A 25,312-nucleotide genomic window follows, 5' to 3' on the forward strand; every position below is an offset into this window, starting at 1 on the left:
GGCCGGCTCGGGCTTACTTACCCAGCCAGGCGTCGACCTTCGACTGGTTGTCCTTGACCCACTTCTCGGCCGCCGCGTCCGGAGTCATCTTGTCCTCGGCGATGTACTTCGCGACCACGTTCTGGTCGTCGTTCGTCCAGCTGAACTTCTTCACCAGCTCGTAGGCCGGGCTGCCGGAGTCCGCGAACTTCTTCGAGACGATCTTGTCCAGCTCGTACGCCGGGTAGTCGCAGGCCACCTTCGCCGGATCCGCGTCGCAGCCCTCGGTCCACTTCGGCAGGTCGACCTTGACCAGCTTCAGCTCGTTGAAGAACCACTGCGGCTCGTAGAAGTACCCGATCACCGGCTTCTTGTTCTTCTCCGCGTCGCGGAACGCCTGGATCAGCGCGGTCTCGCTACCGGCGTACACGACCTTGTAGTCCAGCTTCAGGTTCTTCACCAGCGCCTCGTCGTTCGTGACGAAGGACGGGTCACCGTCGAGCAACTGACCCTTGCCGCCGGACTCGGAGGTCTTGAACTGCGCGGCGGCCTTGTTCAGGTTCTTCCAGTCCTTGAGCTCGGGCTGGGCTTCCGCGAGCCACGGCGGCAGGTACCAGCCGATCACGCCCTGGTTGCCCGACGGCCCGACCTCGACGGCCACCTTCTGGTCGGTGACGTACTTCTTCTTGAGGTCCTCGTGGCCCCAGTTCTCCAGCACCGCGTCGACCTCGCCGGTGCCGAAGCCCTGCCAGGAGATCTCCTCCTTGAGGTTCTTCTTCACCACCTTGCAGCCGAGATCCTTGGTCGCCACGTACGCGACCACCGCGGCGTTCGCCTCGTACCCGACCCAGGGGCTGACGGCCAGGTTGAAGGTGCCGCACTCCTTGGCACCGTCCGCCGGCTTCGCCGCCTCGCCCACCTTCGCACCGCCACACGCGGTCAGGGCCACGGCCACTGCCGTCAGTACGCCGGCAGAGCGGAGCTTGTTGGTCACCACAGGTTGTCTCCTCTGACTGTTCCTCTGAACTTGCGAGTACGCCGGGCCGCGGCCTGGGTGATCCGGTCGAGCATCACCCCGAGCAGCACGATCGCCAGGCCCGCGGCGAGTCCCTTGCCGTACAGCTCACTCTGCGCGAAGCCGGCGGCCACGTCGTAGCCGAGGGCGCCCGCGCCGACCAGTCCGCCCACGACCACCATGGACAGCACGTAGATCAGGCCCTGGTTCACCGCCAGCGTGATGGCTCGGCGGGCCACCGGGAGCTGGACCTTGCTGATCACCTGCCAGGTGCTCGAGCCGACCGAGTTCGCCGCCTCCACCGTCGCCACCGGCACCGCGCGGATGCCGTCGGCAACGATCTTGGTGGTGACCGGGACGGCGAACACCACGGCGGCCGCGATCGCGGTGAAGCGGCTGGTGCCGAACAACGCCAGGAACGGCACCAGGTAGACGAAGGGCGGCATCGTCTGGCCCGCGTCGAGAACGGGGCGCAGCCAGCTGTCCGCCCGGTGGTTCCGGCCGGTCCAGACGCCGAGCATGAGGCCGACGGCAACCACCACGACGGTGGCGAGCAGGGTCGACGCGAGCGTGATCATGGCGTCGTGCCAGACGCCGGTCGCGACCAGCAGCCCCAGGCACAGCGCCGCGGGAACGGCTCCCTGCCAGCTCCCGAGCAGCGCGGCCAGCGTGACGACCACCACGGCCACGAGCCACCAGGGCGACTCAGTCAGCAGGCCTTCCAGCGGGTTGAGAACCCCCTTGGTCACGGCGTCGCGCACGCCGTACGTGAAGCCGCCGAAGACGTCCTGCACCCAGTTCGTCACGTCCGTCGTGGCGACGGCGATCCGGGAGCCGAGGTTCGCGCCCGAAGGGAACTCGGCCGCCCAGACGTAGGTCCGCGAGAACCAGATGGCGACCAGTACTGCGATGCCGCCCACACCGAGGAGCACCTTGCGACGGATACTCGCCGTACGCCAGGGCCGGTCGCCGGCGGCGGTGGTCACCCGGTCGAGCACGATCGCGAGGACGACGATCGCCAGGCCGGCGTTGAACGCCACGCCGACGTCGAGAGTCTGCAGCGCCTTCAGCACGGTCTGGCCGAGTCCCGGCGCGTCGATCAGCGCGGCCACCGTCACCATCGACAGGGCGGCCATGATCGTCTGGTTGATCCCGACCACGACCGTGCTGCGGGACATCGGCAGCAGGACCTTCAGCAGGGTCTGGCCGTGGGTGGAGCCGAGCGAGCGAGCGGCCTCGATGCTCTCCGACGGCACCGAGCGGATCGCGTGCGCGGTCAGCCGGACGACCGGAGGTGCGGCATAGATCAGGGTCGCGATCGTGGCGGCGGCCGGGCCGATCGCGAAGAACAGCGCCAGCGGCGCGAGGTAGACGAACGTCGGCAGCGTCTGCATCAGGTCGAGCACCAGCGTCGCGACCCGGAACGCACGGTTCGAGAGGCCGGCCCAGATCCCGAGCGGGATGCCGATCAGCAGCGCGAGCAGCACCGCCGCGAGAGTCAGCGACAGGGTGTCCATGGCCTCCTGCCACAGGCCCTGCAGTCCGACGAACGTGAGACCGGCCGCGGCCAGCAGAGCGACCTTCCAGTTGCCGAAGGCCCACGCGAGGTACGCGGCCAGCGCGACCACCCCGAGCCAGCCGATCACCGGCACGGGCCGCCCGTACGACGGTTGCGCGATCACCGCCTGGAACAGGATGACGAGCTGGTCGACGGCGACCCGGATCGCGTCGAAGAACGCGTTGCCGCTGCCGAGGAAGTCACGGTGCTCGGTCAGCCACCGGTGCAGCCCGGTGGTCTCCTGGCCGCCGAGACTGAGCGTGTTCACGCCTCGGAGCAGGAACCACGCGGCCACCCAGGCCACCAGCAGGACGCCGACGATCACCCCGCGGCGCGGGCGGCGTACCCGGATCTCGACCGAGCCGGTGATGGATGCCATCAGGGCGTGCCCGAGTCCGCGACGACGGCGAGGATCTCCTCGTCATCGATCACGCCGAGCAGTTGCCCGTCCGAGACGACCTTGACGGGCCGGTCGGACTCGAGCACCAGCCGGGTCGCCTCCCGGACCAGAACGTCGGGCCCGAGCTCCGGGCCGTCCAGCTGCTCGTCAGGCCGGGGCTGCCGGATGATCCAGCGCAGGGTGAGCACGTCGGCCCGCGGTACGTCGCGGACGAACTCGCGGACGTAGTCGTCGGCGGGAGCACCGACGAGCTCGTCGCCGGTGCCGAGCTGAACCGCCTCGCCGTCGCGCATCAGCAGGATCCGGTCGCCCAGCTTGAGCGCCTCGGACAGGTCGTGGGTGATGAACACCATGGTCTTGCCGACCTCGCGGTGCAGCCGGACCACCTCGGTCTGCATCTCCCGGCGGATCAGCGGGTCGAGCGCGGAGAACGGCTCGTCGAACAGCAGCACGTCCGGGTCGTTGGCGAGCGCCCGGGCCAGCCCGACGCGTTGCTGCATGCCGCCGGACAGTTGCTCGGGGTAGAACTGCTCGTGGCCACTCAGTCCGACCAGGTCGATGACCTCCTGAGCCCGGCGGCGGCGGTCGGGCTTGCTCTCGCCCCGGACCTCCAGGCCGTAGGACACGTTGTCGATCACCTTGCGGTGCGGCAACAGGCCGAAGTGCTGGAACACCATCGAGAACTTGCTCCGGCGCAGCGTGCGGAGCCGCTTCTCGTCGGCGGCCCGCAGGTCCTCGCCCTCGAAGAACAGCCCGCCGGCGGTGGGCTCGATCAACCGCGTCAGGCACCGGACCAGGGTGGACTTGCCGGACCCGGACAGGCCCATCACGACGAAGACCTCGCCCGGCGCGACGTCGAAGCTCAGGTCGCGGACGGCCGCAGTACAGCCGGTCCGCGTCAGCAGTTCGGCCCGCCCCAGCCTGGCCAGGTCCGCCCGGTGTGGAACCCGCCCGGCCTTCGGACCGAACACCTTCCACAGCCCTTGGACCGACAGCAGCGCCTCACTGTCCTCTATGTCGGGGTACTCGAGCTGAGCGGTCACTATGGTTCACCCTCGCATCCCGGCCACCGGGGTAGTCATGAACCTCCGACAATATCCAACCCGCACCCCACGCCTCCCCCCGACGGCTACCTGGCACCACAACCTTTACCCGCTCTTACCACCCCGGAAGCCAACTGGTGGTTGCGGTTCGGATCAGCCGAGGTACGGGGGTGCCTCGCCCCAGCCCCAGTGCGGGACCGGAGCCTCTGGCGGTGGGGTGGCGCCGTCCTGGGAGTTGGCGAGCGCGATCCGCGTGCCCCACTCGACGTACGCCACGAAGGCTGAACGGAACTCTGGGTCGTCGGGCAACCCAGCCGGGTCGGCGGACTGGGCGATAAGCGCCGCCCAGCGCGACCTCTGCTCCTCGGTCAGGCCGAGACCCAAGTGGTGGGAGAGCATCGCCGGATAGCCGCCCAGCTCGTCCGTGTAGCGAGACGGCCCACCGAAGACCTCTCCCAGCCACAGCGCCACGTGCTCGCGGTGCTTGTCGCTCATGTGCGCGAACACCGGCGCCAGCACCGGGTCCTCCAGCACCTTGTCGTAGAACACCTCGGTGAGCCGCCGGAACGCCTCAGCCCCACCAGCCCACTCGTACACCGTCGGCGTCGTCATCTGCTCCTCCTCCTGACCATTGATGTAATCATGTAATCAGGAACGAGGGTCTTCAAGTGCCGCCGCGATCACGACCTGCACAGGATCCACCGCGTACTCCCCGCCCTCGAGATCCCAGAGCACGTTCTGCAGGATCCGCCCCAGCGTCCAGCCGACCGCCCGCTCGCGATCCAGCCCGACCACCTCGACCATCAGGTCGAACCGCCGCTGGATCGCCCGCGGCAGGTCACCCGTCGCCACCAGGTCGTCCCACCGGTTGTTCAGCGCCTGGAACAGCTCGAAGCACGGATCACCCGCCAGCGGTTTCGGGTCGATCGCCAGCCACGGCTGCCGCCGCGACGCCATCACGTTGTCGTAGTGGAGATCCCAGTGCAGCAACCGATCACCCGACTCCGGAACCAACTCGGCCACCCGCGCGGCGCACCGGCGTACCAGGGTTTGCTCGGCCGGATCGGCCAGCCGCGGCATCAGACCGGGCGCGTCAGCGAGCATCTGCCCCGCGATGTCCTCCAGCCGTCGCAGCCCCACCGGCGCCTGTACTGCGCTCAGCCGCGCGAGGAGTTCCGCCAGGATCCGGGTGGCCTCGGTGTCGTCGGGGAGGCCACTGAGCGAGCGCGGCTCCAGCCGTTCGAGCAGGATCGTCGCGTCCGGGGCGTCGTCCAGGACCCGTACCGCGTAGTCCTCGCCCCAGGTCCGGAGGCCGAGCGCCTCGTCGGCATTCTCGTCGTTGACCGGCTGCAACTTGAGCATCGCGCGAGTCCCGTCGGTCTGCACGACGGGCAGTACGACCGAGGCGGCTCCATGCAACGGCTCACCATCGAGCCTCAACTTCCACCGCTCCAGTTAACCCGCAGCGAGGTCTGGCACAGCCTTCAGCCAAGGCAGTTCATCGGCGAGCGTCACGAACAACGGAGCAGGAACGGCGAACAGCGGGTGACTGGTCATCCCTCAGAACATTAGGGGCCGACCGGCGGATGTGCTTGGGTTTTCCCCGTGAGCTCAGTAGAAGGTGATCCGGCCGAGTCGTTCGGCGAGGTGGAGCGACGCAGCCGGCGGGCGCAGCGGGTGGTGGCGCTGGTCTATCTGGGCATCCCGCTGGTGTTCCTCGGGCTGGTGCTGTGGATCGGCTCCAGCGCGGACACCTTCAACTGGCAGATCGGACTGGTTCCGCTCGCGCTCCTGGTGATCGGCTGGTTCCTGCGGCAGCGGCACCGGTACAAGCCGGGTCGCTGGGCCACCGCCGGAATGTGGATGGGCGGGATCACCGGGTTCTTCACGGCGCTCGCCACGATCGTGCTCGACGCCAACTGGCTGGCGACGTTGTCCCTCCCGGCGGCGATCGTCGGCGCGATTCTCGGGGTCGCCCTCGGCCGCTACGGACAGCGGACGCTGATGCACCCCGCGGTGCCGGAGCTCGCCGAGTCGCCGTACGAGCTGACCTTCCGGGTGCGCGGGCTGACCCGGCTGCGGTTGGTGATCCGGCGTACGGATCTCGTGCTGGTGGAGAGGGTGCCGATCAGGACGGCCGAAGGGGACAGCCCTGCCGAGAAGGCTCGGACCTATCCGCTCGCGTCCGTCACCGGGACCTACGAGGTCTCGTTGTCGGGTGCCGAGCGGCTCAGGTTCCCCGAGCCGCTGCGGTTGGCACCGGCCGGCACCCCCGGCCCGGCATTGATCCTCCAGGCCAAAGGTGCCGACTGGGTGCTGCCGCAGAACGAAGCCGCCGCGATCGCCCAGATCCTCGACCGCCGCATCGCCACCGCTCGCTCTGACGGTTAGCCGCGGAGTTCTGCGGGGCGGATCGGGCTGGCTTCGGCTAGGCCCTTGCGGACGCCGTCGGCGTCGAGGTCGGTGCCGTAGACGGGGGTGCCGGGCTGCTGGCGCCAGGACTCCGCGAGGCTGCCGGCGTCGATCGGGTCGAAGCCGAGCTCGTCGACGAGCCGCAGCACCTTCGCCTTGGCCTCTTCGTTGTCACCGGCAACCGGTAGCGCGATCCGCCCCGGCTCGCCGGCCGCGACGCCGAGCTCCAGCAGATGCTGGAAGTTGATGTTGTTGAAGGCCTTGTTCACCGGCTGACCGAGCTGCTCGGCCACCCAGCCGCTCTCGGTCCGGCCCTCGTCCTCGATGCCCGCGATCCGCCCGTCACGCTGCGGGTAGTAGTTGTTGGTGTCGATCACCGCGAATCCCTCGGCGGCGTTGTCGAACAGGTCCTTCGGCAGTCCGGGGACCGCCTTCTGCGGAATCGTCACGACGACGATCTCGGCGCCCTTGGCAACGTCTCCGACCTGGGCCGGAGTTGCTCCCGTCTCGGCCTGCAGGTCGAGCAGCGTCTCCGGACCCCGCGAGTTCGCCACGGAAACCTCATGCCCGAGGGCCGTCAGGCGCCGGGTGAGGGTGCCGCCGATGAGACCTGAACCGATGATGCCGATCTTCACTTTTGCTCCTGGTAAGTAGCTGATACTCAGCTACAACTCCGAAACGACCCCGGATCATCCACCGCGCTCGTCCTTCCAGCGCATCGCCAGCGCGAACCCGAGGTCGTCGTACTCGGCACCGGGGAAGACGGTGTCGTAGATCTCACGGAACTGCGCGCGAGACAGGTAGCGGTCGCTCAGCAGGTGCTCGAGCCACGGCTTGCTGTGCCAGAAGCGCAGCTCGAACCACGCGTGTCGCAGCCCGACCCGCCGGATCTCGGCAGGGAAGCCGCGTATCGCGCCCCAGGTGTAAACCCGCCGCGGAGGCGTCGGGTAGAAGTCGCAGACGTTGTCGATCAGCGCGACCGTGCCGCCGGGCCGGACAAGCGACTTCAACTGCTCGAGTCCGGCCCGGTAGTCGGGCGGGTGGTGCAGCACCGTGTGGCTGTAGACCAGGTCGAATCCCTCGTCATCCACCTCGAACAGATCCGCCACCCGGTACTCGAGGTTCGGCCGCGAGCGCCGTTCGCGGGCGATCGCGATCATCGGCTCGCTGAGGTCGGATCAGCCAGGTCATCCATGCCCGTACGACGACGCCCGTCCGCGACTGGTTCGCAGTACCGCGGAGATCGGGGCCGGGCGGGCTGCGTCGGGCCCAGGTGGTCGGCCGGGGTCAGTTGCCGGCGGCTTCGCGTTCCTTGCGGGCGGTCTCGGCCTTCTCGGCCTGCCAGCCGTCCTCGTTCTTGCCGAGGCGCCAGTAGCCGGACAGGGAGACGCGGTCGCGCGCGAGGCCGCGGCCGGCGAAGAGGTGCTTGCGCAGCCGCAGTACGAAACCGGCTTCGCCATGGACGAAGACCTGCACGTCACCGGGCGGGAACTCGAGCGCCTCCACCGCGGCGACCAGACCGTCACCGCGGTTGCCTGCATGGTTACCGGCATTGTTGCCGGGGGCACCGGATCGGTGGAACCAGGTGAGCTCGACGTCGCCGGAGCCGCTGAACTTCTGCTCCTCGGTCTCGTCCTCGACCTCGACGAACACCTTGGCCTTCGCGCCCGGCGGGAGCACCTCGATCGCGGCGCCGATCGCCGGCAGCGCGCTCTCGTCGCCGACCAGGAGGTGCCAGGCCGCGTCCTCGTCCGGCCGGTAGGCGCCACCCGGACCGTTGAACCAGAGCTTGTCGCCGGGCTTCGCCGCGGCCGCCCACGGTCCGGCGATGCCCTCGTCGCCGTGGTGGACGAAGTCGATCGTCAGCTCGTGGCTCGCCTCGTCCCAGGAGCGCACCGTGTACGTCCGCATGGTCGGCCACTGCTCGGACGGGAACTGCTCGCGGACCACGCCCATGTCCAGCGGGTCCGGGTACTCCACCCCCGGCTGCGGGAAGAGCAGTTTCACGTAGTGGTCGCTGGTGCCATTGTCGACGAAGTCGTCACAGCTCAGCACCACCCGGATCATGTGCGGGGTGATCCGCTCGGTCCGGCGGACGACCGCCGGCTTCGCGCGGCGGTTACGGGGTGCTGGGTTGCTCACGCGACCACGGTCCTCTCGAACATCAGGCGGAGAATATTAGGCATACCTAAGTAGGCTAACCGAGATCCCCAACGCCCGGCTCCGGCGGCCGCCGATCCTGGACGTCCCGCGCGGCCCGGCCCGCGGTACGGCGGTTCAACTGGGGCTGAGGGGTTGTTCATCTGCTGGTCGCCTGGTTGCCGGGTGGACCACTGAGGGTGGAGGGATGAGCCAGGTTTTCGGGACGGCCAGGCGTCCGGCGTACATGGTGACCCGGACCGACCAGCAGGGGCGGCCGATCTCGCTGGACCGGCGGCCACCCGAGGGCAACTCGGTGCTGTTCACCGGCAGCCCGGGGATGGGCAAGAGCCTCGAGCTGGATCGCGCCCAGCAGTACGCGCAGCAGAACGGCTGGACCTGCATCCGGGTGGACGCGTCGCCGCGGGAGCCGCTGGAGAACCGGTTCGTCCGTGCTGTCAGCGAGGACCTCGGTGGGCTTCGCAAGCGGCACGGGTTCTTCGCCCTGCGCAAGCTGAAGAAGACCCTGCGCGACCTGAGCCAGCGCAACCGGAGTCAGCAGAACGGCGCGGAACTGCGGTTCGGCGTCATGCCGGTCCAGGCGGTGGTGAAGAAGCAGTGGGAGGCGCCGGGACGGGACGGTGTCGGCAGCACGCTCAACCAGCTCGCGGACAACCTCGGCGAGCTTGCCGCGAAGAAGCGGCAGCCGGTGATGCTGATGGTCGACAACCTCGACGTGGCGTCCGAGCGGGACCTTGCCGCGTTGACGGAGCTCTCGGCTCACCTCGAGCGCAACGGGCAGCCGGTGTACCTGATCGGCGCCGGTGGTGAGATGGCGGCCACCAGGCTGATGGCCGCATCCGGCGGCATGTCGGGGATCGGTACTGGTGTCGCCAGTCGGTTCGACCTGCGCGAGTGCACGCCGCTTGCGGATGACGAACTGCGGCCGGCCGTGACCGAGCCGCTGCGTCGTGCGGGGATTCCTTATCAGCCTGAGGCTGTGGACAACCTGTTGAAGGCTGCGAACGGCAACCCGAGCCGGTTGCGGGATCTGGCCGACAGCGCGGTGCGGTTGGCGCAGCCGCCTTACGGGATCACGGCCGAGGTGGCGAAGCACGCGACCGCGCAGGTGAACGACCGGTCGCGGGTGTTCTACCAGGCCGCGTGGAACAACTGCTCCGACGCGGAGAAGGATCTGCTGGCGAAGGTCGCAGTACGGGGGCCGCGAGGGCTGGCGATGCCGAGCGAGACGCAGGCCGCCGGTCCCGGGAGGTGGCAGGAGGTGGACAACGCGCGCCAGGGATTGGTTGCCCGCGGCATGCTTCGCGAGAGCGGCCAGCGGGTGAACCTGGCGGACCCAGGCCTGCAGGAGTGGGTCGAGACCCGCGTCGGCCAGTCCGCCGCCCACGCCGGCGTCGCCCTCCCCGGCACGCCCGCTCCGGCCATCACCCAGCCGCCGACACCCGCCGCCGGCGCCGCAGTACCGACTGTCGCTCAGGGCACCGGCCGTCACCGTCAGACCAACACCACGGCGACCCGCCAGGTCGGCAATACAACCTTCACCATCAATACTTAGCTAGTACCGCGCCAGGCTCGGGTCTCGTGGTCCGACAGGTGAATAGAGACCGGTCAGGAATCAAGAAGCACGGGTGGCGGAGCCGGGACTAGCGTGACTGGCACGGGCACAAAGTCCGACCAGACCCACGACTTCAGGAGTGACCATGACCGGCTCTTCCACCCAGGGAATCAAGACCGTGCTGCACCCCGTTTCCGACCTGGCCAAGGCGAAGGAGGTGTACGCCGCGCTGCTCGGCGTGGAGCCGTCAGCCGACTCGTCCTACTACGTCGGCTTCGAGGCCGAGGGCCAGCACATCGGGCTGGTGCCGAACGGTGGACCGCAGAGCATGACTTCACCGATCGCCTACTGGCACGTGGCGGACATCGAGGCGAAGCTGGCCGAGGTGACCGCCGCGGGTGCCACCGTGAAGGAGACCCCGCACGACGTCGGAGGTGGCCGCCTGGTGGCCACCTTCACCGACCTCGACGGCAACGTCCTCGGCCTGATCCAGGACAGCTGAGTGCCGCCCCCCGCCGGCACCCTCAGCGTCGCGTTCGGCTAGCAGCAGCCGTCTTTGCACTTCGCTGAGCCCGTGCCCGCGGGGGCACAGCAGCCTTTCCCTTGCCACGCCTGGATTCCTTCGCGCAGGGCGACGATCGCGATGATCAACCCGGCGATCGGATCAGCCCAGAACCAGCCGACGGTCGCGTTCAGCACGAGCCCGACCAGCAGCACGGCCGACAGGTAGGTACACAGCAACGTCTGGGTGCCGTCGGCAACCACCGCGTTGGATCCCAGCGCTCTCCCGGTACGCCGCTGGGCGGTCGAGAGCAGCGGCATCACCACCAGCGAGGCGATCGCGAGCCCGATCCCGACCGACGAGCTGTCCGGCTCGGACCCGGACGCCAGCGACCGGACGGACTCCACCGCCACATACGCGGCGAGCCCGAAGAAGGACAACGCGATCAACCGCAGCGCGCGTCGCTCCCGGGTCTCCGGCAACGGATGCCGGAACTGCCACAGAATGATCAGTCCACTGGCCACCTCGACCACCGAGTCGAGCCCGAACCCCACCAACGCCACCGACCCGGACACAGCCCCGGCCGAGATCGCCACGATCGCCTCGACCACGTTGTAGCTGACACTCGCCCCCGCCAACCACCGAGCCCGCCGCCCCAACGCCACCCGCTCGGTACTGGGCTTCACGGGCTGCGGCGTGACCAGAGGCAGCAACCGCGGCCCGGTTGGCTGGTCGGTCGACGGATCGATCATGTGCAGTCGCCCTCCGCGTCAGGTCGACAACAGGCGGGGTCCACCGCCAGCACAACATTCAGCAGTTCACTCAGCGCCGTCCCCAGACTCGGATCAGCCAACTCGTACCGCGTCCGCCGCCCCTCGGGCTCCGCCACCACCAGGCCACACCCTCGCAGGCAGGCGAGGTGGTTGGACAACGACTGCCGGCTGACGCCGATCCGCTCAGCCAGCTCTGCCGGATAACTAGGCCCCTCGTGCAGCACCAACATCACCTGCGTCCGCGTCGGATCAGACAACGCATGCCCAACCCGAGCCAACACCCCACCCCGACTGATCGTGTCCACGCAGGGACAGTACATCAACCACTGTATTCACCGGAAGCTGTATCAACCGCCCTTCTGCAACCGAGAACCAGTCCGCACCGTCGACATCGGCAGCCGCCACCGCGACCACGACGGCGGACGGGTCGTTGCAGATCACCTCCGCTGCTCGTCGACCAGATCGCTGACCGGGCCGGCCGTCTTGATCGGCGTCGGGGCGGGTCGCTTGCGACGCGGTCAGCTGGCGAAGACGTCGGCGTCGTTGGCGAAGGCTTTGAATTCGAGGGCGTTGCCGGCGGGGTCGTGGAGGAACATGGTCCATTGCTCGCCGGTCTGACCCTCGAAGCGGAGGTAGGGGTCGATGACGAAGGGGGTGCCGGCGGTGCGGAAGCGGTCGGCGAGGGCGTGGAAGTCGGGGATCTCGAGGATCAGGCCGAAGTGCGGGACGGGGACGTCGTGGCCGTCGACCGGGTTGTGGATCGCCTGCTGGCGGGCCGGGGCGAGGTGGGTCACGAACTGGTGGCCACGCAGGTTCCAGTCGATCCAGGTGCCGGAACTGCGGCCGCGCTCGCAGCCGACCACGGAACCGTAGAACTCCGCGGCGGCGGCGAGATCGTCGACCGGCATGGCGAGGTGGAAGCGCGGGATGGAAGGCGTCGTCATACCTTCAACCTATTGGTCGCGATCACGAGGCGGCACTCGAACGGGAACAACACCTCGCCGGTGCCGGTCACATAACCGGCCAGTGCGGTTCGGCAGTCCGCGACGATCGCCTCCCTGACGCCTGGCCCCAGTCGTCCGCCGAGTGGCGTGCTGTCCAGTTCGACGCCGATCACCTGGTCGATCGAGTCGTAGCGGAACTCTCCGACCGGGCGATCGGTCGCCGTCACCGCCAGCCCGGCGTCGGCGAAGTACCCACTCAAACGGTCGAGATCGCCGAGCGCGAAGTAGCTGGTCACCAGGCGGCGCGCCTCTTCCCCCGCGTGCCGGCTCACCACGTCCACGAACAACTCGTACGGCGGGTTGCCGGCAAGCGAGCCCGGTACCAGGACGCCAACGGTTCCACCAGGACAGACCACCCGGCGCATCTCCCGTACTGCGGCGGCCGGCTCCGGGAAGAACATCATCGCCATCTGACTCACCACGACATCGAACGACTCCGAGTCGAACGGCAGCCCCCCGGCGTCGCCCTGCTGCCAACGCAACTCGGGCGCGACTCTCCGGGCCACAGCCAGCATCGCCTCGTTGAGATCGACCCCGACCACCTTCCCACCGGGCGCCACGCGTCCTGCCGCGGCGCGCGCCACGACGCCGGTCCCGCAGCCCACGTCGAGCACCTGCTGCCCTGTCGTGATCCCCGCACCGTCCAGCAGGTACGGCGCCCACTGGGCGAAGAAGCGGGGCACGAACAGCTCTTCGTACGCCTCGGCCAGTTCCGCGGTCAGCTGGAAGGTCTCCTGCTCAGTTCTGTTCATCGTCGTGCTCCTCACGGTGACGGCTTCCTCCGAGACTGCCCGCCGGCGACTCCTCGGGCATCGGGTGAATGACCCATATCCAGCGGCGCTCACGGACGTGACAATGACGAGATGGAAGCCGACGAGCTGGTCGCCACAGGGCAGGCCGCACTCGCGGCGGGCCGGTGGGCGGAGGCACAGCTCGCGTTCGAGGCAGCGATCGACGCTGCGCCCGGGAACGGCGTGGCGCTGGACGGTCTCGGCGAGGTGCTGTGGTGGCTGGGTGACCCGAGTCGCAGCCGGCAGTGCCGGGAGTCGGCGTACGCCGCGTTCCGCAGTACCGGCGACAGCGAGCGCGCCTTGAACGCCGCACTCGGTGTCGCGGTGACCTACGAGGCGAACTTCGGCAACTCCGCAGCAGCCAGCGGCTGGGTCTCGCGGGCCGAAAGACTGCTCACCGGCGCGGACGACCCGTACGCCGGCTGGACCTCGGCGATCCGGGCCTACGTCACCGGGGACGCCCGGCAAGCAGCCGCGTCGTACCGGGAGGCGCTCTCGACCGCGCGGCGGGTCGGCGACCTCGATCTCGAGCTGTGCTCGCTGTCCGGCATCGGCGAGAAGCTCGTGCTGCTCGGCGAGGTGGAGCAGGGGCTGGCTCTGCTCGACGAGGCGATGGCCGGCGCGCTCGGCGGCGAGTGCACCCGGCTGGACGTGGTCGCCTACATCAGTTGCGACATGCTCGTCGCATGCGACGTCGCCGCCGACCTCGAACGGGCGCGGCAGTGGTGCCAGGTCGCCGATCGCTTCATCGCCCGCTACGGCTGCCCCTTCCTGTCCACCCGGTGCCGAGTGGTCTATGGGAGCATCCTGGTGTCGGCCGGGCAGTGGGACGAGGGCGAGCAGGAACTGCTCCGTGCCATCGCGATGAGCCAGGGTGCCGGGCCTGCGCTGGCTACCGAGGCGGTGGCGCGGTTGGCCGAGCTGAGGGTGCGGCAGGGCCGTACCGAGGAGGCTGCGCGGCTGCTCGGCGGCCGGGAGACCGAGCTGCGCGGCTGCCTCGCGGTAGCAGCGCTCCGGCTCGCCCGGGGCGACGGACCAGGCGCCACTACAGCAGTCCGCAGATGGCTGGCCGAGACAGCCGCTCAACAGCTCTCCTCCGCGTCCGCGCTGGGGCTATCGGTGCGTACCCACCTGGCCAGTGATGACATCGACGCTGCGGAAGCGGCCGCGGCGACACTGACCGAACTGGCGGAGCACCGCCGCCTCCCGTACGTAGAGGCGCTGGCCGCGGCCGCGGCGGCGTACGTCTCGACTGCCAAAGGCACGCCGGACGGCCGAGCCGCCGAGTTGTGGGAGCGGGCCGTCCGGTTGTTCTCGCGTCTGGGCATGCCGTACGAGGTGGCTTCGGCGCAGCTCGAGCTCGCCCGGACGCTGGCCAACGAGCGCCCGGACGCCGCTGCGACGGAGGCTGCCTCGGCGCTGGACACCTTCACCAGGGTGGGCGCTGTCCCGGCCGCCGACGCCACCGCCGCACTGCTCCGCTCACTCGGCAGGACGCCGCCGCCGGGTCAGCGCGGTGCCGGCGAGCTGACCCGGCGGGAACGTCAGGTACTTCGGCTGATCGGACTCGGCCTCAGCAACCCCGAGATCGGGGCGCGGCTGCATATCAGTCGGAAGACCGCGGAGCACCACGTCAGCCATGTGCTGGCGAAGCTGGGCGCGCGGAACCGGGCCGAGGCTGTCGCCCGCGCCGTGCTGATCGACTGAGTGGCTACGGCCAGATCGAGGAGACCCACTCGGGGTGGTCGATGAACGGGTTCCGGTTGTGCTGCCAGGTGTCGAAGATGACCTGGTTGCGGCGCTTCTCGAAGGTGTCCGGCGGGTCGGCCGCGCTCCAGGTCTTCAGCACGGAGAGCTTGCCGATGTACGGCGCGGTGCCGTTGTTGACCGAGTTGTTCGGCTCCAGGTTCGCGAACCCGTCGCCGCCCTCGTACCGCACGGCCATGTAGAAGATCATCCGCGCGACATCGCCGCGGACCGCCGCCCGCGGGGCGAACGAGTCCCCGTCCGCGGTGCAGCCCGGGCACTCGGCGACCGTCGTACCGCCGTTGTCGAAGTCGAGGTTGCCGCGGGCACCGTTCACCGAGACGTCCTCCGGCCGCAGGTGGTGCACGTCGGTGCCCGGACCGGTCGCGGTACCGAAGTCACCGTGGGACTTGGCCCAGACGTGCTCGCGGTTCCAGTCGTTCACGCCGCCGCCGTTGGTGCTCTTGCTCTGCGACCGGCCGGAGTACAGCAGAATCACGTTGTTCGCGTTGGCCGGGTCCTGGTCGGTGTCCTTCAGGGCGTTCCAGACCTGGTCGTAGCTGAGCTTCGTCTGGTTCGAGATGATCGTGTGCAGCGCGGACTTCAGCGCCGGCCCGGTCTTGCCGATCGCGTTCGCGTAGTAGTCGCCCGGGTCCGGCGGATCACCCGGATCGCCCGGGTCCGACCCACCACCACCGCTGAAGGCAGTCGGATTCTTCAGCCCCGCATGCGGCGTGAAGTACGGCGTGAGCGTGCCGGTCACGCTGATCTTGGTGCCGAGCAGCCCGGGGTTCGACTGCAACCCGTACTGCGCGCGGAAGGTCGCCGTGACCTGCACATAGAGCATGGCCGACGTGCTCGTCTGTGAACTCGAGTCGGCCAGTGCGATCGCGGTGTCGCCGGTGAAGTTGCTCCGGATCACCGTGTTCGCGGCGGTCGGCTGCCCGACCACGAACCCCTCGACGGTGGCAACGGATCCGTCCTGCCGCGACAGCGCGGTACTGACGGTGATGGCGGCGGTGGTCGCCGCGGCGGAGGGTCTGATCCCGAAGGCGAGCAACGCCAGCAGGACACCGAGAACCAGGACCGGACGGGATGCGCGAAGAGCGGGCACGGCGATCTCCCAGGGGCGGTTGGGAACCAATGCGTCGCAGGCCAGTCTGCCCGTCCTCAGCCCGGATGGAACGTCTGATCGGCCAAAAGTTGTCCGACGATCCGGCAAACCCCAGGCGACAGCTCACCCAGCCGTCACTTCAGCTGGAGCTGGGCCGTGGGCAGGACCTCCTTCAGTGTCCCGCCCTGAGGCTTGCTGTCGGCGGGAAGGTCTCGGTAGATCAGGTAGGAGCCCACCGGCAGCCGGGCGCCGGGCGTCCGGTCGCAACTCCGGATGTCGATCCGGGCGCGGAAGGTGTGGGACTGCTCCGGTTGCAGGACCACCGGCTTCCCGCTCCCCGTCAGCACCGCGTGGCCGACCACCCTGTTCTTCTGGACGACGGCGAAGAGGCTCGTGGGTGAAGCATTCATCAACGGCTTCGGGAGGTGACTGGTGAACTCATCCTCCACGGTTCCGGTCCAGCCGTCGGCGCTTCTGGCCATGGTCTTCTGTGTCACCTTCTCCCCCCGGGTGCCGATGGAGGAGGGCGCCGGAAAGGTCACCCCACACTTGTACGGCGGGAGAGGATTTTCCCTGATCGCCGACTGGGAACCTCCGCCGCGGTTCGCCACGGTGCTCTCGGTGCCGGCTCCTGGCAGTACTGCATAAGCGCTGACTGCGATCGCGGCCGCGCCTGCGAAGCCGGCGACACCGACGGCCGCGGTACGCCGGCGGCGGCGGCGCCGGATCCGAGGTACCAGGGCGTGCTCGTCGAGTTCGACGGTGTCGGTGCCCTGAGTGGCCACGGACTGGAGGACCTGTTTCAGGTCGTCGGAGGTCATCTCATCGTCTCCTCGGGGATGGCGAGCTGGGTGGCGAGTCGGGTCCGGGCATCGGCCAGGTGGCGTTTCACCGTGCCTTCGGCGCAGTCGAGCTGGTCTGCGATCTCGAGAACGGAGAGGTCGTCGTAGTACCGGAGGACGATGTAGGCGCGCTGCTTGGGGGACAAGGTGGACAAGGCCTGACGGACTTCGTCCGCGAGAGCGTGGTCGTCGTCGTAGTGCGCGACCGGATCCACCAAGAGGTGGCGTCTGGCGTTCCACAGGCTGGCGCGGCGGCGGCCGTCGACGTACTGGTTGAGCATCGCGCGCCGGACGTAGCCCTCGAGCTGTTCGACGTCGCCTCTCACCCGTAGGCGGCTGAACACCCGCAACAGCGCGTCTTGAACCAGGTCGGCGCCGCAGCTGATTCACCGGTCAGGAGATAGGCGTAGGCACGTAACGAGGCGCCGCGGACTGCCAGCAGTTCCTTGAACGCGCGCTCCCAGTCAGCCATCAACACCGTCCTGTTCGGTTCCCTGTCAGGTAGCAAGACGAACAGGGGCGGCGCGGCGTTGGGGTGTGGCGGGAGAAATTGAGTCGGTGGGGCGGCGAGCGCTTGGCGCTGGTGCCGCCCCACCTAGGTGTACGGGCCCCCATCAACTCGTGACAGTCGCCACGAGCTGCTCGCCCATCCACCAGTGAGGCGCTACTGGCGGGCAGCACCTCACCGACTGGTGGGAGAAGGACGCCAGGTCCTCCTCCGGGTCTGGCGTGATGCGGACGCCGCTACGGACCGTACTGAGTCCGGAACCGATTGTCCATGGGTTGCGAGGGCCGTCTCACGCTACTGACGGGTCACTGTTTCAGCAGCTGATCGTGTCCGCGCGATAGGCGAGCAGGTACGCCGTACCGAGGATCGTCGACCAGTACGGCGAAGAGGTAAGCGGTTGCAGAGGTGAGCTGGTCTAGGCGCGGGCGGCCGAGAGGGCCTGCACGACCGCCGAGGCGACCGCGGCGTCGGTGACTCCGAGGCCGGTGACATCCGCGATCGACCGGCGATCCCCACGTTCGCCGAGGCCGTCCCGTAGTACTCCGCCGATCGAGATGTCCGCGTCCGGCGCGATGACCCCGGCCCGTACCGCGTTGCCGAAGTCGCCGTGGTCGAGACACTGCTCGTGGTCGTCGGTGGCGACCAGCGCGCCGGCGAACACCTCGGTCGGCAGTTCGCCCTTGCCCGGCATGTCGGTGCCGATCCCGGTCACGTGCACGGCGCCGGAGAAAAGGGCCGAGGGCAACGGAACGGTGGCCGAGGTGGTCGCGATGACGCATGGCGCGCCACCCCCGGAGTCCGGACGGGCGTCGAATCCCTCAGCTGCCAAGGCCGCGCAGAGCTTCTCCACCGCCTCGGGGCGACGGCCCCAGACGCGGACGCGGGACAGCGGGCGCAACAGGTTCAGCCAGATCACCTGCAGCAGCGCCTGTTCGCCGGTCCCGAGCACGGCGATCTCGTCGATGCCGGCCGGCGTCATCGCGTCGGTGATCAGCGCGCCGGCGGCAGCGGTCCGCCAGGCCGTCAGCTTGCCCTCGTCGGCGAGCACGGCGGCCGGAGTACCGGTGGTCGCGTCGACGACGAGCATCAGGCCGCTGTTGACCGAGGCGAAAGTGCTGGCGATCTTCACCGTGAAATGCGGTGATCCGCTGAGGTAGCCGGCCTTCACGTGGCAGTCCCCGTCGTGGTCCGGGAACTTCAGCACCATCGGCGGCGGCACCGCCGTACGACCTTCGGCGTGCGCGATCAACGACTCCCGCACGGCGTTGAAGACCACGTCGTGCGACGCGGCGGCGCCGATCCGGGGCAGGTCGATCACGGGCAGGCTCATCGCTTCTCCAACCAGGTGGACCAGTTTTCCAACGCTTCGGCCGGTCCGTACCGCCCGACGCCGACGCGGAACCGGTCCGTCGGCGTCTCGGTGAGCTGGGAGCTGTAGATGCTCGACGGCAGCAACAGCACGCCGGCCTGGTCGACGAGATCCGCGCACATCGCCTCGACGCCGTCCGGGCCGAGGTACCGCGGGAAGCAGACGCAGCCGCCCTGCGGGTGCCGCCACTCGAACAGGTCGGGGTACCGCGCGAAGAACTCGTCGAAGACCGGCAGGTTCGCGGCGACGATGCCGCGGTTGCGCTCCAGCAGGCGATCCCTGGCCCGCAGGCCGATCAGCGCGAGGATCTCGCTGGGCGCGGAGTTGCAGATCGAGGTGTAGTGCTTGGCCCGCTCCAGCCGGTCCAGCACCGAGCGGTCCCGGCAGGCGATCCAGCCGATCCGCAACCCTGGCAGGCCGTACGCCTTCGACATGACGTTGAGCGACAACGCCCTGGGAGACAGGTCTGCCGCCTGCGGCAGGGACGGCCGGTCGAGCTCGAGTCCGCGGTAGACCTCGTCACTGAAGAGCGTGATCCCGCGGTCGTCGCACAGCCGCACCAGCGACTGCCAGGTCTCGAGGTCCGGAACGGCGCCGGTCGGGTTGTTGGGGAAGTTCACCGAAACCACACGGGTGTTGGGCCGCAGCGCCTTCTCCACCGCGTCCAGGTCGAGCGCCCAGTCGTCCTCGGCCCGCAACGCGATCCCGGTGACCTCGCAGATCGAGAGCGGGATCGTCTCGGCCGCCTGGTAGTTCGGCGTCAGCACAACAGCGTGATCATCGGGCTCCAGCAGCACCTGCATCGCGAGCAGGATCGCCTCCTCGGCGCCCGCGAAGCACAGCACCTCCTCCGGTACGACGGCGTCGTACGTGCGGGCGATCTCCTCCCGCAGCGCGGGCAGGCCGCGGGTCTCGGTGTAGCCCAGCGTCAGGGACTCCCACCGCTCGCGGCCGTCGTCGTCGGCCAGCGCGAGCAGTTCCGCCACCGGCATCGACTGCGCGTCCGAGGCGGTGAGGTGGAAGCGGGCGCTGAACTCCCAGCGCGAGAAGTAGGTCTCCAGCCGGAAGTCAGGGAGTGTCGGCATCGGTGATCAGGTCCTTCCGTGCCTCGCCGAGCAGTTGGTAGAGGGCCGAGCGGGAGATCCGCAGCGCCCGGGCCACCACGGGGACGGACCGCCGCTGGCTGAGCACGCCCGCGGAGTCCAGCCGGGCGAGCACTTCCAGCCGGTCGGTCCGGGTCAGCCGCTCCACCGCGACACCGCGCTCGCGGACGAAGTCGGCGACGATGTCGTTCAGGGTCTCGCTCCAGTCGTGCTCGAAGAGCACCCGCGGCTGGCCGGCGACCGGAGCGGCGAACGCGGCCAGGATCCGGCTCGCGTCCTCGAACGCGGTCCGGTCGACGTTCACGCAGAGCACCACCTCGGCCTTGCCGCTCTCGTCGCGGATCACGGCGCTCACGCTGGACAGCCGCCGGCCGTCGGGCAGCGATTTCGGGTAGGGGCCGTAGACGTCCTGACCGGTCGCGGTCAGCTCGTTCAGCTCACCGAGCAGCGAGGGATCGCCGACCGAGCGTTCCGAGAGCGGGTTCCAGATGCCGACGATCTCGTCCGTCGCCGGGTCGTGCAGGACGACCTCCGCGTGCGGCGACAGCAACCGGGCGATCGCGTCGCACACCGGTCCCAGCCGGTGTCCTGACTCCTCCATACCGTGGACAGTACATCCACGATGGACAATCAGTCCAGCGCGGTCAGGGAGGCCAGTGATCAGGAAGGCAGCGCCGCGGGGGTGGCAGCCGCGTCGATGGCCTGGGACTTCTTCAGGCCGAAGAGCAGCAGGCCGATGCTGATCGCGCCGACGATGGCGTAGGTGACCTTGCCGCCGATGCCGTCCCAGGTGGTGTGCAGCGCGACCGCGACGGCGTACAGGCCGAGGAAGCCGAGGAATCGCTTGCCGGTCGGCTTGACCGCGAAGCGCCACAGCCCCCAGCAGGTCAGCCCGGTCCAAGCCGCGTGCCCGGCCGGTGCGAGCAGTCCGCGGATGAAGAGCGTCTGCTCGGCCGCGCCGACGTTGCCGTCCGACTCCAGCAGCGCGACGAACGCGTAGCCCATCGTCTCCAGTACTGCGAACCCGGTGCCGACCGCGACCCCGATGACGATCCCGCCGCCGATCGAGTGGCGGTACCGGTGTCCGAAGAACACCAGCAGGATCACCGGGACGATCAGCTTCGCCGCCTCCTCGATCAGGCCGACCCCGAGCATCGGCAACGCGCCCAGCCGGCGCATCGCGTCGTACTCGAGCAGGCCCGCCACCACCACGCCGATGACTCCGCCGAACAGCAGCGAGATGCCGAGAGTCGGGCCGTCGATCAGCCAGCGGCCCGAGCGGCCGGCCGCGAAGGTGACAAAGGTCAGCGGCACCACCATGGCACCGAGCAGGATCAACGTCGGGAAGAGGTTCGGATTGCCGGTCTCGGTGAGCACTACCAGAACCAGGAGATAGAGCCCCGCACCGATGACGAACGTGCCTACCCAAGCCCACCTGCGCACCACCTGCTGTGCCGTCATGTTCCGATTCTGGTCCTGCCTTCGCCGCCCGAACAGAACCAGGCCGCGTATCCCCGTCAACCGCCGATCGCTCTGCGTAGTCTCGCGCGTGAGGTGAAGCCGCTGCGGGTCGCGGTGGCGCGGTTGCGACATGTCGCAGGGACGGCAGCGCTGGACAGGGCACAGAGCGTGCACGCACCTGCACACTCCTCGGAAAGAGGTGCCTGCCCCTAGCCTCTCGAAGGAGACCAGACCCATGTCCTCCCCGGTGAAACGAGCCGCCATCCTCGCGGCTGTCCTAGCCCTCGGAAGTACCACCGCCATCTCGGCGACCGCCGCCCCACCGGGCGCCGCGCCGCCACCCGGGACCACCTCGGCGCCGGCGTCCGGCGTACCGGGCAAGTCCGCCAAGGTCACCCTGATCACGGGTGACGTGGTCGAGTTGACCGACGCCGGCGCCGGCAAGAAGGCTGCCAGCGTGCAGCCCGGCCCGGGCCGCGAGCGGATCGCGTTCCACACGATCGAGGTGGACGGCGGGCTGCGGGTGCTGCCCAGCGACGCCGTCCCGTACATCTCCACCGGCGTGCTCGACGCCGACCTGTTCGACGTGAACGAGTTGATCGCCGACGGCTTCGGTGACTCGTCGGCCACCAGCCTGCCGCTGATCGTCCGGTACTCCGACCCGGCGGCCGGCTTCCGCGCCCCGGCACTCACCGGTACGACGACCACTCGCCAGCTCGACTCGATCGGCGGCGCCGCGGTCCGCGCCACCAAGGACGAGTTGCCCGCACTGTGGAAATCCCTCGGGCCGGACCAGAACGCCCGCGCGCTGAACCGTGGAATCGCCAGGATCTGGCTCGACGGCAAGGTCCGCGCGGTGCTCGACAAGAGCGTGCCGCAGATCGGCGCACCCGCCGCCTGGCAGGCCGGGTACGAAGGCACCGGCGTGGACGTGGCTGTCCTGGACACCGGGATCGACGCCTCCCACCCGGACCTCCAGGGCAAGGTGAAGCAGTCCCAGGACTTCTCCGGCAGCCCGAGCGGAGTCACGGACCACTTCGGCCACGGCACGCACGTCGCGGCGACCATCGCGGGCACCGGCGCGGGCGCGAACGGCACCCGCAAGGGTGTCGCGCCGAAGGCCGACCTGCTCATCGGCAAGGTGCTCGGCGACGACGGCTTCGGCTACGAGTCCTCGATCATCGCCGGGATGGAGTGGGCCGCGGCCGAAGGCGCGCGCGTGGTCAACATGAGCCTCGGTGGCGGCCCCACCGACGGCTCCGACCCGCTCAGCCAGGCGGTCGACCGGATCACCGCCGACAGCGGCACGCTCTTCGTCGTGTCCGCGGGCAACGACGGCGCCGACGAGTCGATCGGCACCCCCGGTACGGCGCCGTCCGCGCTGACCGTCGGCGCGATCGATCGCAATGAGGCGCTGGCCGACTTCTCCAGCCGTGGACCCCGCCTCGGCGACGACGGCCTGAAGCCGGAGATCACCGCACCCGGCGTCGACATCGTCGCCGCCCGCGCGGCCGGTACGGCGATGGGCCAGCCGGTCGACAACCTCTACACCGCGGCCTCCGGTACGTCGATGGCCGCGCCGCACGTGGCCGGCGCGGCCGCCCTGATGGCGCAGGCGCACCCGGACTGGAAGGCCGACCGGATCAAGAACGCGCTGGTCAGCACGGCCAAGACCAACGCCGACCTGAGCGTCTACGCGCAGGGTGGCGGCCGGGTCGACCTGAGCCGGGCCGTCGCGCAGAAGGTCTACGCGTCCGCCACCGCGGACTTCGGCCTGCAGACCACCACCGGCTCTTCGGCGCGGACCATCACCTACAAGAACGACGGCACCGCGCCCGTGACCCTGCAACTCGCGGTCGACGTCGACAACCTCGACCTGCACAAGCCCGAGACGGACGCGATCAGCGTGCCGAGCAGTGTCACCGTGCCCGCGGGCGGCAGCTCCGACGTACAGGTGTCGCTCGACGCGGCCAAGCTGGAGCGCGGCCTGCACAGCGGCCAGATCGTAGCCACCGGCCCCGACGGGGTCGTCGCGCACACGGCGGTCGGCGCACTGCGGCAGGGACCGAAGCACTCCGTCCGGCTGCGCGCGATCGGCCTCGACGGCCAGCCGACCGGCGCACCCGTCGTCTCCCTGTACGGCGACAATTCCCGCTCGGACCAGCTCGCCTGGATCCCGGACGGTGAGACGTACACCGCGGAGGTCGAGGAGGGCACGTACCTGCTGCACTCGCTGGTCGAGAACTACGACCCGCAGGACGAGAAGGTCAGCCTGTTCACCGACCCGAACATCAAGGTGGACAAGGACATCGAGGTGGTGATCGACGCTCGCAAGGCGGCCCCGATCACCATCGAGACGCCGAAGCCGTCCGAGCAGCAGGCCATCCTGAGCTACTACGTGCACCGTGAGTACGGCAACGGCCGCAGCATCAGCCACGGCGTCATGCACTTCAGCACGGTCAAGCAGGTGCTGGTGACCGGGACCGAGCCGGTGACCGACGGCAGCTTCGAGTTCTCCTCCCGCTGGCAGTTGGTGGCGCCGCTGGTGCAGGCCACTGTCGCCGGGGTCTCCGGACCGCTGGACATCAACCTGCTGCACCAGTCGCCGTCGTTCGACGGCAAGAAGCGGTTCCCGCTGGTCGACGCCGGCAACGGCGCTCCGGCCGACCTCCGCGGGGTGCGCGGCGCCATCGCCCTGATGAAGTCCGACGAGGACGGCACCGGAGCGGGCAGCGAGCAGGAGCAGATCGCCGCAGCAGCCAAGGCCGGTGCAGCCGGCGTCATCATCGTCCGGCCGGCGACCTGGTCGGCGTGGACGGTCTGGGTTCCGACCGGTGACCGTGAACCCATCCCCGCGATGGTCACCACCACCGGGGACGGCGAGAAGCTGATCGCCCGGGCCAAGCAGCCCCGCGCCACGATCGACCTCATCCTCACCACCTCGAGCCCCTACCTGTACGACGTGCAGCAGGTCTCGACCGGGTCGATCCCCAGCAAGATCAACTACAAGGTGACCACTGCGAACAGCGCTCGGGTGAACACCTCGTACTCCGACAACGGCGGCTTCAACTGGGCCAAGGAGCAGCGGTTCGGCTGGCGTCCGTGGCAGGAGTACTCCTGGAACGACTCGCAGCGCTTCGTCCAGACCCCCAAGGTCCGCGAGGAGTGGGTGACGTCGGGTGACTCGCTCTGGCAGCACCGGGTGCACCACCTCTACACCTGGGACACGATGAACCCGCTGTACGGCGGGCTCACCGCGCTGCCGCTGAGCTACCAGACCGGGGTCTCCAACGAGACCTGGTTCGGCCCGGTGGTCCGCCCGGCCGCCGCGCCTGGTGTCGTGTCCACCCGGACGGGTGACCGGCTGTCCCTGCGGATCCCGGCCTTCGTGGATGCCGCCGGGCACTACACGGTCGGTGAGACCACCTCGGCCTCGGCGGTGCTCTCTCGGAACGGCCAGCAGGTCGCGGAACTGCCCGATGCCTGGGAGGACGTGATCACCGACGGCGGCGAGGCGGCGTACAAGCTGGACCTCTCCACGGCGCGCGCCGACCAGGAGGGCGAGTGGAACTGGGGGACCAGCACGCGCACGGTCTGGGACTTCCGCTCCAAGACAGCCGCCACCGACAAAGCTGTGCCGCTGCCGCTGCTGCAGGTGGACTACGACGTGCCGGTGGACCTGACCGGGCGAGTGGCTGCTCGGCCGCACGCGATCGAGTTCAACGTCCATCAGCAGGCCGGGGTAGCCGCACCGCTGTCCACCTCGCTGAAGGCAGAGGTGTCGTTCGACGAGGGCAAGAGCTGGCGCAAGGTCACCACCGTCGGTGCCCTGGGCCACTACGCGGCGGTGGTGCCGGCCGGCAAGGGTTCCGTATCGCTGCGAGTTGCCGCCGCCGACGACGCCGGCAACGAGGTCAGCCAAACAGTGATCCGGGCCTACGGCCTGAAGTAGTACTCCAGTAGTTGGCTCTGGCCGG

The 25,312-nt window shown here is 69.2% G+C and carries 23 protein-coding genes and 2 pseudogenes; 5 read left to right on the plus strand and 20 right to left on the minus strand.

Going from position 1 to position 25,312, the window contains the following annotated elements:
• Positions 1 to 13: 13 nt before the first annotated feature.
• The 5 genes and pseudogenes from EV644_RS09970 to EV644_RS09990 form a co-directional block, all read right to left on the minus strand.
• Entirely contained in the window at positions 14 to 976 is a 963-nt protein-coding gene (locus EV644_RS09970; RefSeq protein ID WP_132190020.1) for an ABC transporter substrate-binding protein, read from the minus strand.
• The gene (locus tag EV644_RS09975; RefSeq protein WP_132190019.1) at positions 970 to 2,931 is read right to left on the minus strand and encodes an ABC transporter permease subunit; all 1,962 of its coding nucleotides are present in this window, start codon (positions 2,929 to 2,931) and stop codon (positions 970 to 972) included. Before EV644_RS09975 ends, EV644_RS09970 begins: the two co-directional genes overlap by 7 nt.
• Positions 2,931 to 3,995 carry a quaternary amine ABC transporter ATP-binding protein gene (locus tag EV644_RS09980; protein WP_132190018.1) on the minus strand — a complete coding sequence of 355 codons (1,065 nt, stop codon included), beginning with the start codon at positions 3,993 to 3,995 and terminating at the stop codon, positions 2,931 to 2,933. Before EV644_RS09980 ends, EV644_RS09975 begins: the two co-directional genes overlap by 1 nt.
• Positions 3,996 to 4,148: 153 nt before the next feature.
• Complete coding sequence (locus EV644_RS09985) at positions 4,149 to 4,607, minus strand: group II truncated hemoglobin (RefSeq protein ID WP_132190017.1); 459 nt, start codon at positions 4,605 to 4,607, stop codon at positions 4,149 to 4,151.
• Positions 4,608 to 4,643: 36 nt separating this feature from the next.
• Positions 4,644 to 5,552: pseudogene (locus EV644_RS09990) on the minus strand (aminoglycoside phosphotransferase family protein).
• A 48-nt stretch (positions 5,553 to 5,600) separates the two neighbouring features.
• Between EV644_RS09990 and EV644_RS09995 the strand changes: the two are divergent.
• Positions 5,601 to 6,386, plus strand: coding sequence for a hypothetical protein (locus EV644_RS09995; protein WP_132190016.1), 786 nt, complete (start codon positions 5,601 to 5,603; stop codon positions 6,384 to 6,386).
• Here EV644_RS09995 and EV644_RS10000 read toward each other — a convergent pair.
• From EV644_RS10000 to EV644_RS10010, 3 genes and pseudogenes are all read right to left on the minus strand, one after another.
• Positions 6,383 to 7,042, minus strand: coding sequence for an NADPH-dependent F420 reductase (locus EV644_RS10000; RefSeq protein WP_132190015.1), 660 nt, complete (start codon positions 7,040 to 7,042; stop codon positions 6,383 to 6,385). The genes EV644_RS09995 and EV644_RS10000 overlap by 4 nt on opposite strands.
• Before the next feature lie 54 nt (positions 7,043 to 7,096).
• Positions 7,097 to 7,570: pseudogene (locus EV644_RS10005) on the minus strand (methyltransferase domain-containing protein); the annotation flags it as partial.
• Between the two features lie 124 nt (positions 7,571 to 7,694).
• Positions 7,695 to 8,549 carry a siderophore-interacting protein gene (locus EV644_RS10010; protein WP_132190014.1) on the minus strand — a complete coding sequence of 285 codons (855 nt, stop codon included), beginning with the start codon at positions 8,547 to 8,549 and terminating at the stop codon, positions 7,695 to 7,697.
• A gap of 205 nt (positions 8,550 to 8,754) precedes the next feature.
• Here EV644_RS10010 and EV644_RS10015 point away from each other — a divergent pair, with 205 nt between their 5' ends.
• Together EV644_RS10015 and EV644_RS10020 are read left to right on the plus strand one after the other, a co-directional pair.
• Positions 8,755 to 10,122 carry an ATP-binding protein gene (locus EV644_RS10015; protein ID WP_132190013.1) on the plus strand — a complete coding sequence of 456 codons (1,368 nt, stop codon included), beginning with the start codon at positions 8,755 to 8,757 and terminating at the stop codon, positions 10,120 to 10,122.
• A 145-nt stretch (positions 10,123 to 10,267) separates the two neighbouring features.
• Complete coding sequence (locus tag EV644_RS10020; RefSeq protein WP_132190012.1) at positions 10,268 to 10,624, plus strand: VOC family protein; 357 nt, start codon at positions 10,268 to 10,270, stop codon at positions 10,622 to 10,624.
• 38 nt (positions 10,625 to 10,662) lie between these two features.
• On the opposite strand, the gene EV644_RS10025 is transcribed toward EV644_RS10020, so the two are convergent.
• From EV644_RS10025 to EV644_RS10040, 4 genes are all read right to left on the minus strand, one after another.
• Positions 10,663 to 11,376, minus strand: coding sequence for a cation diffusion facilitator family transporter (locus EV644_RS10025; RefSeq protein ID WP_132190011.1), 714 nt, complete (start codon positions 11,374 to 11,376; stop codon positions 10,663 to 10,665).
• On the minus strand, positions 11,373 to 11,717 hold the full coding sequence (locus EV644_RS10030) for an ArsR/SmtB family transcription factor (protein WP_132190232.1): 345 nt from the start codon (positions 11,715 to 11,717) through the stop codon (positions 11,373 to 11,375). Before EV644_RS10030 ends, EV644_RS10025 begins: the two co-directional genes overlap by 4 nt.
• 198 nt (positions 11,718 to 11,915) lie before the next feature.
• Positions 11,916 to 12,341 carry a VOC family protein gene (locus tag EV644_RS10035; protein ID WP_132190010.1) on the minus strand — a complete coding sequence of 142 codons (426 nt, stop codon included), beginning with the start codon at positions 12,339 to 12,341 and terminating at the stop codon, positions 11,916 to 11,918.
• The gene (locus EV644_RS10040) at positions 12,338 to 13,153 is read right to left on the minus strand and encodes a class I SAM-dependent methyltransferase (RefSeq protein WP_132190009.1); all 816 of its coding nucleotides are present in this window, start codon (positions 13,151 to 13,153) and stop codon (positions 12,338 to 12,340) included. Before EV644_RS10040 ends, EV644_RS10035 begins: the two co-directional genes overlap by 4 nt.
• Positions 13,154 to 13,264: 111 nt before the next feature.
• Between EV644_RS10040 and EV644_RS10045 the strand changes: the two genes are divergently transcribed.
• Positions 13,265 to 14,899, plus strand: a complete 1,635-nt coding sequence (locus EV644_RS10045; RefSeq protein WP_132190008.1) for a helix-turn-helix transcriptional regulator — start codon at positions 13,265 to 13,267, stop codon at positions 14,897 to 14,899.
• Positions 14,900 to 14,903: 4 nt separating this feature from the next.
• On the opposite strand, the gene EV644_RS10050 is transcribed toward EV644_RS10045, so the two are convergent.
• The 8 genes from EV644_RS10050 to EV644_RS10080 all read right to left on the minus strand — a co-directional run bounded on the left by EV644_RS10050 (position 14,904) and on the right by EV644_RS10080 (position 21,335).
• On the minus strand, positions 14,904 to 16,052 hold the full coding sequence (locus EV644_RS10050) for an endonuclease (RefSeq protein ID WP_241998453.1): 1,149 nt from the start codon (positions 16,050 to 16,052) through the stop codon (positions 14,904 to 14,906).
• Between the two features lie 134 nt (positions 16,053 to 16,186).
• Complete coding sequence (locus EV644_RS10055; RefSeq protein WP_132190007.1) at positions 16,187 to 16,873, minus strand: hypothetical protein; 687 nt, start codon at positions 16,871 to 16,873, stop codon at positions 16,187 to 16,189.
• Complete coding sequence (locus tag EV644_RS10060) at positions 16,870 to 17,220, minus strand: sigma-70 family RNA polymerase sigma factor (RefSeq protein ID WP_241998451.1); 351 nt, start codon at positions 17,218 to 17,220, stop codon at positions 16,870 to 16,872. The genes EV644_RS10055 and EV644_RS10060 overlap by 4 nt, the downstream gene beginning before the upstream one ends.
• Positions 17,217 to 17,366 (minus strand): hypothetical protein, encoded by a 150-nt coding sequence (locus tag EV644_RS45240; RefSeq protein WP_199239726.1) that lies wholly within the window; start codon positions 17,364 to 17,366, stop codon positions 17,217 to 17,219. The genes EV644_RS10060 and EV644_RS45240 overlap by 4 nt, the downstream gene beginning before the upstream one ends.
• A gap of 451 nt (positions 17,367 to 17,817) precedes the next feature.
• Positions 17,818 to 18,732 carry an ornithine cyclodeaminase family protein gene (locus tag EV644_RS10065; protein WP_132190006.1) on the minus strand — a complete coding sequence of 305 codons (915 nt, stop codon included), beginning with the start codon at positions 18,730 to 18,732 and terminating at the stop codon, positions 17,818 to 17,820.
• Positions 18,729 to 19,856 (minus strand): aminotransferase class I/II-fold pyridoxal phosphate-dependent enzyme, encoded by a 1,128-nt coding sequence (locus tag EV644_RS10070; protein WP_132190005.1) that lies wholly within the window; start codon positions 19,854 to 19,856, stop codon positions 18,729 to 18,731. Before EV644_RS10070 ends, EV644_RS10065 begins: the two co-directional genes overlap by 4 nt.
• Positions 19,840 to 20,475, minus strand: coding sequence for a helix-turn-helix transcriptional regulator (locus tag EV644_RS10075; protein ID WP_132190004.1), 636 nt, complete (start codon positions 20,473 to 20,475; stop codon positions 19,840 to 19,842). Before EV644_RS10075 ends, EV644_RS10070 begins: the two co-directional genes overlap by 17 nt.
• Positions 20,476 to 20,534: 59 nt before the next feature.
• A complete protein-coding gene (locus tag EV644_RS10080; RefSeq protein ID WP_132190003.1) occupies positions 20,535 to 21,335 on the minus strand; it encodes a PrsW family intramembrane metalloprotease in 801 nt (266 codons plus the stop codon).
• Positions 21,336 to 21,570: 235 nt separating this feature from the next.
• Between EV644_RS10080 and EV644_RS10085 the strand changes: the two genes are divergently transcribed.
• The gene (locus EV644_RS10085) at positions 21,571 to 25,287 is read left to right on the plus strand and encodes a S8 family serine peptidase (protein WP_132190002.1); all 3,717 of its coding nucleotides are present in this window, start codon (positions 21,571 to 21,573) and stop codon (positions 25,285 to 25,287) included.
• Positions 25,288 to 25,312 lie beyond the last annotated feature (25 nt).

Origin of the sequence: Kribbella orskensis, from assembly GCF_004342085.1 — a bacterium.
GTDB classification, from domain to species: domain Bacteria; phylum Actinomycetota; class Actinomycetes; order Propionibacteriales; family Kribbellaceae; genus Kribbella; species Kribbella orskensis.